Annotated in this window: 10 protein-coding genes; 9 read left to right on the top strand and 1 reads right to left on the bottom strand. The window is 59.9% G+C overall.

Going from position 1 to position 14,647, the window contains the following annotated elements; all coding sequences use genetic code 11:
• The 8 genes from H0921_RS16600 to H0921_RS16565 all read left to right on the top strand — a co-directional run bounded on the left by H0921_RS16600 (position 1) and on the right by H0921_RS16565 (position 12,033).
• A complete protein-coding gene (locus tag H0921_RS16600; RefSeq protein WP_194539648.1) occupies positions 1 to 735 on the top strand; it encodes a TVP38/TMEM64 family protein in 735 nt (244 codons plus the stop codon).
• Between the two features lie 204 nt (positions 736 to 939).
• Complete coding sequence (locus tag H0921_RS16595) at positions 940 to 2,247, top strand: 3-isopropylmalate dehydratase large subunit (protein WP_194539647.1); 1,308 nt, start codon at positions 940 to 942, stop codon at positions 2,245 to 2,247.
• 48 nt (positions 2,248 to 2,295) lie between these two features.
• Positions 2,296 to 3,201, top strand: a complete 906-nt coding sequence (locus H0921_RS16590; RefSeq protein WP_194539646.1) for an N-formylglutamate amidohydrolase — start codon at positions 2,296 to 2,298, stop codon at positions 3,199 to 3,201.
• Between the two features lie 426 nt (positions 3,202 to 3,627).
• Positions 3,628 to 4,539, top strand: a complete 912-nt coding sequence (gene ftsY / locus H0921_RS16585; protein WP_194539645.1) for a signal recognition particle-docking protein FtsY — start codon at positions 3,628 to 3,630, stop codon at positions 4,537 to 4,539.
• Positions 4,540 to 4,658: 119 nt separating this feature from the next.
• On the top strand, positions 4,659 to 5,702 hold the full coding sequence (locus H0921_RS16580; protein WP_194539644.1) for a GDSL-type esterase/lipase family protein: 1,044 nt from the start codon (positions 4,659 to 4,661) through the stop codon (positions 5,700 to 5,702).
• Between the two features lie 118 nt (positions 5,703 to 5,820).
• A complete protein-coding gene (locus H0921_RS16575; protein ID WP_228499992.1) occupies positions 5,821 to 9,414 on the top strand; it encodes a PVC-type heme-binding CxxCH protein in 3,594 nt (1,197 codons plus the stop codon).
• A 153-nt stretch (positions 9,415 to 9,567) separates the two neighbouring features.
• Positions 9,568 to 10,077, top strand: coding sequence for a hypothetical protein (locus H0921_RS16570; protein ID WP_194539643.1), 510 nt, complete (start codon positions 9,568 to 9,570; stop codon positions 10,075 to 10,077).
• A 156-nt stretch (positions 10,078 to 10,233) separates the two neighbouring features.
• A complete protein-coding gene (locus tag H0921_RS16565; protein ID WP_228499989.1) occupies positions 10,234 to 12,033 on the top strand; it encodes a serine/threonine-protein kinase in 1,800 nt (599 codons plus the stop codon).
• 251 nt (positions 12,034 to 12,284) lie between these two features.
• Here H0921_RS16565 and H0921_RS16560 read toward each other — a convergent pair whose 3' ends face one another.
• Positions 12,285 to 13,304, bottom strand: coding sequence for a hypothetical protein (locus tag H0921_RS16560; protein ID WP_194539641.1), 1,020 nt, complete (start codon positions 13,302 to 13,304; stop codon positions 12,285 to 12,287).
• Between the two features lie 767 nt (positions 13,305 to 14,071).
• Here H0921_RS16560 and H0921_RS16555 point away from each other — a divergent pair.
• On the top strand, positions 14,072 to 14,626 hold the full coding sequence (locus H0921_RS16555) for a hypothetical protein (RefSeq protein ID WP_194539640.1): 555 nt from the start codon (positions 14,072 to 14,074) through the stop codon (positions 14,624 to 14,626).
• Positions 14,627 to 14,647 lie beyond the last annotated feature (21 nt).

The following is a 14,647-nucleotide window of genomic DNA, read 5'->3' as shown; positions in this document are numbered from 1 at the left end:
GTGTTCCGGCGGTATCTTCGAGTCGCGTTGGTAGGGCTGCTAATCCTCCTGGCGCTCCTGCTAGGACGCTGGTTGGAGCAGAACGGCTGGTTGCTAGCGGCGTATCGAGGGTTGGAAAATCTGGATCGTCCAGCCGCGGCGGTGCTTTTTGTGGTGTTCTACATACTGGCAGTGCTGTTACTGTTACCAGCTTGGCCGCTGGCCGTGGCAGGAGGAGCGTGGTTCGGCTTGGGGTGGGGGTTTGTGCTCTGTACGATCGCGGCAAATCTGTCGGCCAGTCTCGCATTTCTCCTGGCCCGTGGGTTGGGGCGCGGCTCTGTGGAACGCTTCCTGAAGCACCGGCCAGCTTGGCAGCACTGGGATAGTGCCTTGGGGCGAAGCGGCTGGCGCCTCGTTGCCTTGCTCCGCCTTTCACCGGCCATCCCTTTCAACCTCCAGAACTATCTCTACGGCCTGACGGCCATCCGTTTCTGGCCTTGTGCCGCCGCTAGTTTCCTGGCGATGATGCCGGGAACCTTCCTTTACGTCTATCTGGGCTACTGGGGGCGCTGGACCTGGGCAGGAGCCACCACCGAGCAACGCAGTCTCGGAGAATGGTTCCTGTTCGGGCTGGGTTTGGCGGCAACCGTCTTAGTGACCATCTACCTAGGACGTTTAGCCCGTCAGGCTCTCCAGCAGCACATCCCGCCACAATCTCCAGCGCCATCCCCCTCCGCCGGCTCCTCTTCCGGTTGAGGCGACTCCGCGACCATCCGCCACGTTGTTCCAAATAGCAGCCAATTTCGGCGGCTTGACCACGAGGCGTAAGTACAGCCTGCTCTCGTCCCTGGCAAACGCTTGCTACAATGACGGCAAAGGCCAACAACGGCAGAACACGAAGGGGCAACGAACCCCGCAAACCCACCGACAAGCTCGGTTCACGAAGGAAGGGTCCGGTCTATGCCAGCGATGACGATGACAGAAAAGATTCTGGCCCGTGCCGCCGGAAAAGAGGGTGTTCAGCCGGGCGAGAATGTCTGGGTGAACGTCGATGTGTTGATGACCCATGATGTCTGCGGGCCAGGAACTATCGGAGTCTTCAAAAAACATTTCGGGCCGCAGGCCAAGGTGTGGGATCGCCACAAAGTGGTCATTATACCGGACCATTACATTTTCACGCAGGATGCCATGGCCCACCGGAATGTGGATATTCTGCGGGAGTTCGCACGGGAACAAGACTTGCCATACTTCTACGATGTCGGCACGCCCCGGTACAAAGGGGTCTGCCATATTGCCTTACCGGAGGAAGGCCACACCCGTCCCGGCGAAGTGCTCCTGGGCACGGATAGCCATACTTGTACCGCCGGCGCATTTGGAGAGTTTGCCACGGGCATCGGCAACACCGAAGCGGGCTTCGTCATGGGTACCGGCAAACTTTGGCTGAAAGTCCCGCCGACACTTCGCTTCATCTTCCACGGACAGTTGCCCCCTTACCTGATGGCCAAGGACCTCATCCTCGCCGTCATCGGCGAAATCGGCTGTGATGGCGCAACCTACAAGGCGATGGAATTCGACGGTGAGGCGGTCTTCGCCCTCAACATTGAAGAGCGCATGACCCTGTGTAACATGGTGATCGAGGCCGGCGGAAAAAACGGCGTCATTGCCCCGGATGCCGTCACCCTGGATTATGTCCGCAGCCGCAATAAAAGCGGTAAGAGTTTTACGCCGGTCTATTCCGACCCGGATGCTCGCTATGCCGCCGAGTATGTTTTCGATGTCACTCGATTGGAACCTCTCGTAGCTCAGCCTCACTCCCCGGACAACAAGGCTCCGATTTCGCAGGTCAAAGGAACGAAGCTGGACCGGGCCTACATTGGCAGTTGCACGGGTGGCAAGCTGACCGACTTCCGAGCGGCTGCCCGGCTGCTTCAAGGCAAGAGCGTCAAGATTGATACGTTTGTTGTGCCGGCTACGACCGAGGTGGCCCAAGGTTTGGACCGAGAGCGGCTCAACGGCCAAACCCTGCGGGAGATTTTCCTGAATGCCGGCGCGAAAATTGGCGATCCGAGTTGCGCGGCGTGCCTGGGAGGACCTGCCGACACCTTCGGCCGGCTCAACGCCCCCCTCTCCTGCATCAGCACAACCAACCGCAATTTCCCCGGACGGATGGGACACAAGGAGGCGCGTGTCTTCCTGGCTTCACCCCTGACGGTTGCGGCAAGCGCCCTGGCCGGTGCCATCGCTGATCCCCGCGACTGGCTGAGCTGACCGGCATCACTGGTCCCGTTATCGCTTGAGCTTTGTGGAGCTTTGCCTGTGCGCATTGCTGGTATACGCGCTCTGACCCTGGCTCTGATGGTTCCTCCTCTCATTTCCCGCGGAGATGCTCCGTTCCATAATCTCGTCAGCTCGGAGAATAGGGTTCCGTCTACCGCTTTCGCTCATTTCCAGCCAGACCCCGCGGAACCACCTCTGCCTCCAGAAACGCTTCGCGAACTGGTCACCGTAGAACACGGGACCTTGCCCATCATTCTGTCCGTGCCCCATGGCGGCACCTTGCCGATTCCTCAAGCTGTGGAACGGCAAGGGCGCGGTTTGTCCGACTTCCAAACTGTGCGGGACGCTTGGACTGCAGAACTCGCGGCGGCCTGCGTCATCGAGCTGGAACGGCAACTCCGCGGTAAGCCCTGGCTCATTCTGGCCCGCTTTGACCGCAAGTTCCTCGATGTGAATCGGCCCGCTGAACGGGCTTACGAGTCCCGCAGCGCCAAGGTTGTCTATGAATACTATCATCGTTCCGTAGCGGCGGCGTGCCAGCAAGTGCGACGGCGCTGGCATTGCGGACTACTTCTGGACATCCACGGCCAAGGCGAATACCCCGAAGCCATCTGCCGCGGCACCCTCAATGGCCGGACAGTGCGGCGGCTCCTCGACTGCCACGGTTGGGCTGCCCTGGTCGGCAAACATGGCCTCTTCGGCTATCTGCAACGACAAGGATACAAAATCCTGCCGGACTGCCTCGCCGACGTGAAAACGCGCGAAATCTCCAACTATCAGGGAGGGTACATCGTCGCCACCTATGGCAGCCACACCGATTACGGCATCGATGCCATTCAGGTAGAAATCGGCTTGCGCCTGCGAGAACAGGGACGATGGCGGCAAACAGCCCGCGACCTGGCCACCGCCATCGCCCTCTATACGGAAGAGTTTCTTTCCCCCTGACCGCCGCCGGTCCACTCGCCGGATCATGCCAGTCCGCCGTCCATCCAACCTCGGCCATTCGTACAACCGGTCGGCTTCTCCCCTCACTTCTCCCCCAATCTCTTCTCTTGGTCCCCTGAGCCACACCCCGCCTCGCCTCACAGCTATCGACGCTCTGCCATCATGAGACATCCCGCCGAGAGTACAATAGGGTCCGGGGAGTACGAGCGGATCAGAGAGTGCAATCGGATCCAGGGAGTACAATGGGGAATGAAGGAAACGAGGAAGGAAGCGGTTTGTACAGTGGTGAGTCGAGACGGAAATTGATACAGATGTCCCGGATGGAGGAATGCTGCCGTCATCGCTAATAGGATCGCCGATGGGAGAGGTGGCACCGCTTTCGTTTTCCGGGATTTTAAGATCATCGCCTCAGGCGGAAGGGCATTCATGTTACGCTGGCTCTCGCAGAAAATCCGGTCCGGATTGGCCAAGACCAAAGGCGTATTCGCCGGAGTCTTCGACCTGCTCCGGGGCAAGGGGAAGGTCGATCAGGCTTTTCTCGATGAACTGGAAAAACGCTTGTATTTAGCTGATGTGGGAACTCAGGCAACCACTCAGATCGTGGAGCGCGTGCGGCAGGCCTTCCGGGACAAGGAGATCACCGGAGAGGTCGAAGCCTTCGTCCAGCAGCAGTTGCGGGAACTTCTGGGGAACGAGGATCGGGGGATTCGCTGGTCCGCCACTCGACCCACGGTCATCCTGATCGCGGGTGTGAATGGTTCGGGCAAGACCACCTCCATCGCCAAGCTGGCTAAATATCTGCAAGATCAAGGAAAGAAAGTGCTTTTAGCTGCCTGTGACACCTTCCGGGCTGCTGCCGTGGAACAACTGACAGTCTGGGCTCAACGCCTCGGTTGCGACATCGTCAAGCAACAACAGGGAGCGAACCCTGCCGCTGTGGCGTTCGATGCCTGTGAGCGCGCCAAAGCCCGCGGTTACGATGTCCTGATCGTCGATACTGCTGGCCGGCTTCACACCCAGACTCACCTGATGAAAGAACTGGAAAAAATCCATAACGTCGTCGCCCGGCAGATTCCGGGTGCCCCCCATGAAGTGTTACTGGTGCTCGATGCCACGACGGGGCAGAACGCCCTGGCTCAGGCCGAGCAATTCTCTAAATCCGTCCACTGCACCGGCATCATACTGACCAAACTGGATGGCACAGCCAAAGGCGGCGCGATCTTCACTATCAAGCAAAAATTGGGATTACCAGTCAAGTTTGTCGGAGTCGGCGAGCAACTTGATGATCTGGAGCCGTTCGATCCGGAAGCTTTTGTCGCCGCTCTCTTCGAGAAATAGCGGTCCGTGCAGGGTGGCATCCCCTGCCAGGTTGACGCATAATAGGACTGCACAGGCCAACCGCGGGGCACTTGCTCATCGAAGAGCCGCCTCCCTGGTCCTAGCGGAGAGACCGGATCATGCGTAGGCGTATCACCGGAGCTTGTATACTCATCGCTCTCCTGGCTTTCAGCATCGCGGCGATGCAGAGTGGTACTGCTGGGAACCTATCCTGGCCGTCTGTGGCAGGACCTGCTGTCGCTTCTCCGCTTCTTCAGGCTGCGAAGGTTTCTGCTGCCAGCAGCGAGAAGCCGGAGGGTAAGAGGCTACGTCTCAAAGACGGTGATCGCATCGTACTTTTGGGCGGGACGCTCATCGAGCGGGAGCAGCGCTGGGGTTATTGGGAAACGGCCTTGGTGGCAGCCCATAGTCACTTGCGACTGCGGGTCCGCAATCTGGGATGGAGCGGGGATACGGTCACCGGCGAATCGCGAGGCCGCTTCGAGTTCGCCAATCCGACTTACCGCCTCCGCCAAATCGTAGACCAAACGTTGGCGTTACAGCCGACCGTCATTCTGCTCCACTACGGCGGGAATGAAGCCTACGCCGGTGAGGCGGGACTCGCCGACTTCGAGAAAGGATTGGAAAAGCTGCTGGATGCCTTGCAGCCGTCTGGAGCGCGAATGGTGCTACTGACACCCCAGGCTCAGCGGCCTTTTGCCGGGTTTGATCCGACTGCCATCAACGCGCACCGCCGCCGCTACGGGCAAGTCGTTCAGGCGGTTGCAGCCCGGCGAGGTCTAGTATGCGCGGATCTGTATCCTCTCCTGGAGCAAGCGGAGGCTGCTGCCGCCCGACTTTCTGATGTCCCTGAACCGGTCAGCGAGTATGGCCTGCATCTAACCGCCACCGGTTACCGTCTCACCGCCTCCTGGTTCCTGTCTGCTCTCGGCATAACGCCGGCTCAACATTCCCCCGAACGCTGCGAACCCCTCCGTGAGGCCATCGTCGCAAAAAACACGCTGTTCTTCCACCGCTGGCGCCCCCAGAACGAAACCTACCTCTTCGGCTTCCGCAAGCACGAGCAAGGCAAGAATGCCAAAGAGGTAGCGGCGTTCGACCCGCTCATCGAACAAGCCGAGACCCGCATCGACCAGCTTCGCCAGCAATTGGCACGCCCCTGAACCTTCTGCCTTTGCTGGAGATACTGGCACACTGGCTTTGCTAGAAATACTGGCACACCGGCCCTCTATCCCCTCGATGAGGTGCTACGATTGGATGATACCGCTGGATGACATCGCCATGACAATGTACCGATTTCGCATCGTTTGGATCAGCAGCTTCATCGTCGCAGGTATTCTGTCGCCAGGAGCAGTCTGGGCCCAAGCCAACGCCCAGGTACCGGACCCTGACCCGGAGCTGGAGCGCCGGACCTTCGTCCTCCCGCCGGGACTGGAAGTCCAGCTTTTTGCCGCGGACCCGATGCTGGCCAAGCCCATCCAGATGAACTTCGATCCACAAGGCCGGCTGTGGGTAGCCACCAGCGAAACCTATCCACAACTCCGACCGGGTGAAGCCGCCAACGACAAAATCATCATTTTGGAAGACACCAACGGCGATGGCCGGGCTGACAAAACGACCGTTTTTGCCGACAAATTGCTGATCCCTACGGGGGTTCTGCCAGGCGACGGCGGGGCCTATGTCGCTAACAGCACCGAGTTGGTCCATCTTTCCGCGTCAAAGCCGGGGGGAAAAGCGGATCGCGTCCGCGTCCTGCTGTCAGGCTTTGGTACGGAGGACACCCACCATATTCTGCACACCTTCCGCTGGGGACCGGACGGCAGTCTCTTTTTCCACCAATCGATTTACATCCACTCGCACGTGGAGACGCCCTACGGCGTCCAGCGTCTCAATGCTGGCGGTGCTTGGCGCTTCCGCCCCCCTACGGGTGAATTGGAAGTCTTTCTGCGCGGCTTCATCAACCCTTGGGGCCATGCATTCGACCGTTACGGCCAATCGTTCCTTACGGACGGTGCCAACGGGGAAGGGATCACCCACGGCATCCCCGGCGCCTATTATCCCACCGCCCAAGGCCCCCATGCCCAGCGTATCTTGCATGGCCTCAATCCGGGCAGTCCAAAACATTGCGGCTTGGAGATCATCAGCGGCCGGCACTTCCCGGACGACTGGCAGGGCGACCTCATTACCTGCGACTTCCGCGGCCACCGGGTCTGCCGGTTCAAAGTTTCTGACAATGGCTCGACTTTTGCCAGCCGTGAGATGCCGGAAGTGATCAAAAGCAGCCATCCCGCCTTTCGGCCTGTGGATGTCAAAATGGGACCGGATGGCGCCCTCTACATTGCCGACTGGTATAACCCGATCATCCAACATGGCGAGGTGGATTTCCGCGATCCGCGCCGGGACAAAACCCACGGTCGCATCTGGCGTGTCACGGTGGCCAACCGGCCCTTAGTCCCCCGGCCCGAACTGGTCTCCGCCTCAAACGCGGCCCTGTTGCAACGGCTATCCGACCCGGAACAGTGGACGCGCGACCAAGCCCGCCGTGTTCTTTTCGAGCGCGGCGCGGAAGCCGTTCTACCTGCTCTGAGCGAACACGTCCGCCGCCTCGACCCCAAAGCCCCTGAGTACCCCCAGCAACTTCTGGAATGTCTGTGGCTTTATCAGGGACTCGGGGCGTTCCGCACCTCCCCTTCCGCGAACGCTCAAGGCAGATGGACGGAGGCGGAGCGCCGCCTGGCCGAGCAAACGTTGTTGCGAGCCTTGTCTTCCCCGCTGCCCGCAATCCGAGCCGCTGCGGTGCGAATCGCAGGGGAGAGCACCGCACCGCTGGCCGAGCAGTTACAACGGCTCCGTCGTGCTGTGACGGATGAGTCCCCCCGCGTCCGTCTGGAAGCGATCCGCGCCTTGTCTCGCCTAGCCGATCCCCAGGCTGTGGAAATTGCCCTGCTCGCGCTGGACCAGCCGATGGACCCCGTGCTTGATTACGCCCTCTGGCTGACCGTCCGCGAATTGGCTCCTTCCTGGCTCCCCGCCTTCCAAGCCGGACGCTTGACCTTCGCCGGCCGAACCGCCCACCTGAGTTTTGCCCTGCAAGCTGTCGGAAGCCGAGAAGTCCTTACCCCCTTGCGGCAACTGCTCCGCCGCGAGTCTCTCGATCCGCGCCAAGCGGATGAACTCCTGCTGCTCCTGATCGGTATCGGAGAAGCAGAGGATGTGCAGCGGGCATTGGAGGTCGCCGCCGGGCTGATTTCGACTCCGCCGGGCCAAAGGTCATCCGGGGAATCCTGGGAGCGGGCCGCCCGCCTCATGCGCCAAGTGGAGGAAAGCGTGCTCTCCCGCAAAATTCCGGCTCCCGCGGAGGCCGCGCGGTTGCTCCAAGCTCTGTTACCCCTGGGTGAAGAGGAACCTGCGGTGTACCGCCTCGTGGGGCACTGGCGGGTCCAGGCTCTGCGTTCCACTTTGCGCGCCTGGGCTATGGCGGCCGTGGAACCGGCCCACCGACCCTCCCTCCCCAGTTCTGCCCCTGAGAGGCCGCCTTCCCCAGCAACCCTGCCCGCCGTTTTCACGGCCCTCGCCGCCTTCGCCGATCCGCAAGCCAAGCAGGACTTGGAACGGATCGCCGAGCACGGTTCATCCCCCGCCATCCGCATCCACGCTGTCATCGCCTTGTCGCAATTGGACCTCCAAGCCGCCGCCCAACGGGCAATTCCCCTTTGCCAACTTACCTCTCCGCCGCCGGAACTAATCGGAGGCTTTACTGCCTTTCTCCAGCGCCGCAGCGGTCCCGCCGCTTTGCTCCAAGCGTTGAAAGGAGCGAAAATTTCCCCCGAGGCCGCCCGTCTCGGCCTGCAAGCTATCCGGAACTCCGGCCAAGACTTGCCTTCCCTGCGCGAAGCGTTGCGGCGTGCGGGAGGGCTGGATCAGCCCCGCCCTGCTCCAACCCCCGAACAAATCCAAGCTCTTGCCGCTGCTGCAAGCCGGCAGGGAAACCCCGCCCAAGGCGAGCGTATCTTCCGACTCAAGGAGTTACAGTGCTTCTCCTGCCATGCGATTGCTGGCGCCGGAGGAAAGGTAGGCCCCGATCTGTCCAGTATCGGAGCCAGCGCCCCTGTCGATTATCTGGTCGAATCTTTGCTGATTCCCAACAAAGCGGTCAAGGAAGGGTATCACGCCCAACGGATCGTGACAGCCGATGAAAAGGTCTATTTGGGCATCCCCGTCCGCCAGGCAGAAGGGCGGCTTTTCCTGCGGACCCCAGAAGACAAAATCCTCTCCCTACCTCTGGCGGACATCCTCGAACGGACGCCCGCTCCTTCCCTCATGCCGGAAGGACTCGTGGACTCCCTCAGCCAACAGGAATTGCTCGATCTAGTCGCGTTTCTGGCCCAGTTAGGCAAGGTCGGCACACCCTATGCCCCCTCGATCGAACCGGTCATCCGAACGTGGGAAGTGCTAGAAGCCACACCTGCGAATTTGCAGCAATTGCGGCGCGAACGGGTCGCCATCGCCGCACTACCCCAGTCCCGCTTGAGCTGGACCACGCTCTATACCTTGGTTCAAGGAGATTTGCCTCTGCAAGAAGTGCCCACATTCACCGTCTGGAACAAGAGCGCCCCGCAAAGTGTCGTCCGCACCCACCTGTTGATCACCAGCCCCGGGCACCTCCATCTCCGCTGCAACGACACCACCGGCCTGACCTTGTTCGTCCAGGGTCAACCGATCGCTCTGCAAAGTGTCACGGATTTGAAGCTCGCGCAGGGACCAGTCACCTTAGCCTTCGTGATCGACCGCTCCCAGCGGAAAACTCCCCTGCGCATCACTTTGCATACTCCCCCAAACTCCCCGGCTCAATGGAGCCTACCCCCAGAACGTTGAAAGACTGCCCCAATCTTGAAAGGGGGGATGCTGACCTCTAGGGTAATGCCGCCTTCTGCTTTCCCTGGGACCAGCAAATCCAGGCCCATGAAGGATCGGGGCAAGCCGCTGGCAACTTCACCCCATCCCCCGCAAACTTACTGAGGTTTCAACATGCTCCGCTATGTTTCAGCCGAGCAGTTACTGGCGGAACCATCTGCTCACCGCTACTTACATGTATTGATTCTGACCGCCTTGCAAGACGGAGCAAGCCGCCTGGAGTTACGTTACACCTTGGATGGAGTTGTTCCTTACTACCGGCTGGAAGAGCGTGATTGGGAGTTGGCCCCGCCTCCACCCCTGGTCGCCGAACAACTCAAGGAAACTGTCCGGCAAGTCAGCCGCCTGGTCACTCCGGAGCGTCCCGACACCACTGTCCTCGTCGGTCCTCCGGAAGGCCGTTATGAACCACTCCAAGCCGGCTGGCTGACCTACGAGCTGCAAGGCCGCTGGCTGGACCTGCGGGTTTACATCGATCCGCGGGAACCGTTCGGTGTCATGCGGTTCGACATCGAAGGAGCGTCGGAGTTCTCGTCGGCGGCCCAAGCTGCCCTGCGAGACTACGCCGAACAGCTAGCCGCTCTCCAGGATTCTATCTCGGCTCCGGAGGAAACCCTGCCCTGACCCAGCGTCGGACACCCTGCCTTGATCTGACGCCGACGCAAAACCGGACCAATCCCCCCTCCCATAACCACTACCATAATGGTGAAGGATGATAAAGGGAGGCCACGGGGAAAAGCGACACAAGGAAGAGCGGGACCAAGCGGGATGCATCCTCGAATGGATAGCTCCGAGCGCGATGAACTATTGGCCCAGTTGCTCGAACAGCTCCACGCAGCGGCGCGGGTAGGTCAAACTGCGGATGTCCAGGCTTTGGCTCGCCGGCACCCGGAGCTAGCAAGCGAATTGGAGCAACTCTGGGCCGTCGCTCAAGTGGCGAACTGCTACTCGCGTCTCTCCACCCCTCCGCTGGACCCGCCAGTCTCCCGACCATACCCGCCCTCTTCTCTCTCCTCCACCCCGCAGGTACCACCCCCAAATACACAATTGTGGCAGGACAAGGCCAGTCTCGCGGAGATATTTCCGTCCGACGCAGAGTCAGAGACGCAGGAAACGTTTCCTCGTTCCTTTGGGGATTATGAACTGCTCCGAGTTCTGGGGCGGGGCGGGATGGGCGTGGTCTATCTGGCCCGGCAGAAGAGCCTATCCCGGCTTGTCGCTCTGAAGATGCTGACCGATGAAGGCAGCTCCAGCGTCACGGAACAATCCCGCTTCCAGATGGAAGCCGAGGCGGTGGCCCGCCTGCAACACCCCCACATTGTGACCCTGTACGAAGTGGGTCTCGTGGGAAGGCGAGCCTATCTATGCATGGAATATCTGGAAGGGATAACCTTAGCGGAATGGCTCCGCCGTTATGGCCCGGCTCCGCCCCATGCAGCCGCTCGCTTGTTGGCCACCGTAGCACGCGCTGTGCAACATGCCCATGACCAAAACGTCCTGCACCGGGATTTGAAACCCTCGAACATTTTGCTCGCCACTCCTCCCGCTCCTTCTCCGGAAGTGTCCTTCGATCCGCGGGAACTGGATCACTGGCACCCCAAGATCACCGATTTCGGGCTAGCCAAACGGATCGACGCCGATGAATCCCTGACACGGACCGGCATGGTACTGGGCACACCGTCGTACATGGCCCCGGAACAAGCGGCGGGGCGTAAGGAACTGACCGCCGCCGCGGATGTTTACTCCCTCGGCGCCATCCTCTACGAACTGCTCACCGGGCGGCCGCCCTTCCAGGCTTCCCATCCGGTAGACACTTTGCTGCTGGTGCTGGAACAGGAGCCGGTCCCTCCGCGTGACCTCAATCCGACCGTCGATCGAGAACTGGAGCTGATTTGTTTGAAGTGCCTTCAGAAGCCGCCGGAGTTACGCTATCCCACTGCCGCCGCTTTGGCTGCCGACCTGGAAGCCTATCTCAGCGGCGCCCCTCTCCACGCTGCCCCCAGCGGCCTGCGTTACTTCCTGGCACGCTTTTTCCGCGAAACCCATCATGTCGAAGTGCTGGAAAACTGGGGTCGGCTCTGGATGTGGCACAGCCTCATGATCCTGCTGCTGTGCCTGGTGACGCAACTGATGGCCTGGAGCGGCTGGCACCACCACGTGTGGTATCTGGGATGGTGGTCGGTGGGCTTGGTGACCTGGGCCACCGTCTTGTGGCAATTGCGCAAGGCGGCCGGACCAGTCCTGTTTGTCGAGCGGCAGATTGCCCACGCTTGGGCGGCCGGCGTCTGTGCCAGCATCGCCATGTTTGTCATCGAATGGGTCGGCGGCTGGCCGCCCCTCACTCTCTCTCCAGCAGTCGCCGTCGCCGCGGGTATGATTCTGATTATGAAAGCCGGTATTCTCTCGGGCCGCTTCTACCTCTGGGCCGCCCTCAATTTCGCCGCCGCCATCGCTATGACCCTCCTTCCCCAGGTCAGCGTTCTTCTCTTTGGCTTTGTCTCCGCCCTTTCGTTTTTCCTCCCCGGCTGGAAATACTACCGCCTCCGCAAAGCCCGCCACCCGGAATCCCTACCCCCTTGACACTCCTCACGCTCTTCCACCACGCTGGGTCTTCCGCCTCACCTACTCCCACCCTTGGCTCCCTGAATCACTCCACTCCGCGCACTATCAATCCCAAATCAAACAGGGACAGGTTACTCCCTGCCCCTGCAAGTGGAAGCGCGTTGTCCCAGCAGATACGGTCTATCTATCGTAGACGAATCAAGAGCGGAAGCGAAGAATGGCCCTCCGCCCTTTTTCCTTCAGGGGTAAATACCCGATGCGAGCTAGCCTTACCGTCCGCCGTCGTCCTCCGGCTTGATCATCCGCTGGATGTTGGCTTCGCTGATTTCGCCGGTCAGAGTAACTTCTTTGCTCTTGGTATTCACCTTGATGGAATTGACCACGTCCGTCAGCGGCTTGGTCCGGGGGTCCGCTGCCGTGGCCAATTGCAACAGCGGCTTGACATCGTTGAGCAGATTCTTGACAGCCTTGCTCATGTCGTCAGCGCTGTCCTCGTTGTTCATCCCCATGCTGATTTCCATCTTGACGTCCTTGCCGATACGCAAGGTCATGCTCATGGTCTCCATCTTGGGGAGCAAATCCTGGAACTTGCTGAGGTCCACCGGCGCCCCTTGGGGAATGTTGACATCGTCAAACTTCCCTTTGACCAGAGCACACACATACATAGATGCTTTCTCATCCATCTTTTTGATCAGAGCAGCCAACTCTGGTTTGATTGCTGATTTGGGCTTTCTACCCGACTTAGATACGTTCACGGCATCGAGAATGATCTTCTTATCCGAACCGGCGATCACTGTTTTGTCGTCCAGCACGGTGGTGTAGACGGGCAACTGCCCATTGTCCGGCTGGAACTTGAACATCACCGTCTCCCCTTCCCGAATCAGGCTGAAGCGATCCGGATTCTTTTTGGAGTAAGCCTCCGCTGTAGCAAACAACTTTTCAGGATCAAAGCTGCCGTAACCGATCATCAAATAGCGGCTGTCATCGCGCCCTTTCATTTCTCCTGCGACGATGATCCGGTGAATGTCCTTGAGAGGGTCTAGCCCCAATTCATCCAGGATTTTCTTGGCATCCTGATTTTGCATCACCTGTTTAAGCTGCTCCAGGGCATACTTTTTGAACAGGTCCGATTCCAGAATCTGCTTGAAATTGATCTGGATGACAATCTCTGATTCCTGAGGCAAGAGCTTGTCCGGTTCCGCAGCATGGGCGGCCAAGGGCAGACCAGCCATCAGTCCAAGGACGCCAAAGAGCAAGCATAACCTGTGAGGAGAAAAGATACGCAGCATGGTCCGGGTTCCTTTCCTGATAGAGACCCACAAGCCAGAAGTCCGCCGGGGATAGCCAGACACCCCACACCGGGCGGCTTGCCAAGGTGTACCCTGAGCCGAGAAGGAAAGTTTCAGACCCCCTGAGGCGAACCTTCGCTCTCTCTCCCGTTACCGAACGAAGTCGTTCGCCACGATCATCACCGACCGAAGTCGTTGGCCCAAGAGCTACCGGGCTGGGTCTGCTGTTTGCAGCGCTGTCCGTCTCTGCAGCTCGGGTTTCACTCCCGGCTCTTCCCCGCCCTACCCAGGGTGTCCCAGCATCAGGGAAAAACCCTCAACCTGTCAAGGCGAACTCTTCCACTTCGCCAACCCAACGTTTGGATTACTGGCCTTATCACCAGAGGGCGTTCCGCACTTCCCTCCGCATCCAATCTGAATTCAGCGGCGCTGGTCCGCAAGCTTCAGTTCCACGGGGATGACTAGCTGCCCCTGCCTGCGGAAACTACGCTTCCCCTCTCGTGCATCAGGACATACTCTAAATATGATTGGTTCACTTAAGAAACCAATCTCGGCGTTCCCTTTTGTAACAACGGGAACGAATTGGCCAATCTGCCACCGGGAGTCGTTCGTCATAACATTGCTACTGGGGGTTTCCCTGGGAAATCCTGGATATTTACTCCAAATCCAGGGAGGCCACACTCGCGGGAACGAGGCGGACAGCGAGCAGCAACAGGGGCCGTTGCTATCACCCCTGAAAAACGACGAAGGTTCGAGGAGGAGTGCCTATGCGTCATCCGTTTGATGGGATCATCCTTCCCCCAAGCGAAGGTCAGGATGGGGCGAACGGCGAGAATCGACCCGTTGAGGGAACCGTGAGCCGGCGGGATTGGCTCCAGCGCCTATTGGCGGCGTCCGCCGGAATGTTGGCATTACCGTTGGCTGGCAATGCGGTTCCACCTCCCGCTCATCCGCCGGGCCAGCAGGAACCAGCACCTGCTCCCACCACCTTAGCCCTCAAGGAAGAAGGGAACCCACCGCCGAAACCCAACCCGACGGACCCCCAACCGGAACCCAAGCCCACGACTCTAGCCCTCGGCGAGGAAGGCAACCCACCCCGTACCACCCTGGCCTTGGGTGAGGAAGGCAATCCCCCGCCGAAACCCAAAGATCCTGGCCGACCCACTACCAAAGCCTTGGGCGAAGAAGGGAATCCACCCCGTACCACCTTGGCCTTGGGTGAAGAAGGCAATCCCCCGCCGAAACCCAAAGATGGCCCTCCCAAACCAACGACTCGAGCACTCGGCGAGGAAGGCAACCCGCCCGCGCCTCGCAAAGGTTGATCCCACACTCCTGTCATAAAC

Source organism: Thermogemmata fonticola (assembly GCF_013694095.1).
In the GTDB taxonomy this organism is placed as follows: domain Bacteria; phylum Planctomycetota; class Planctomycetia; order Gemmatales; family Gemmataceae; genus Thermogemmata; species Thermogemmata fonticola.
This window is presented reverse-complemented; position numbering and strand designations above follow the sequence as displayed.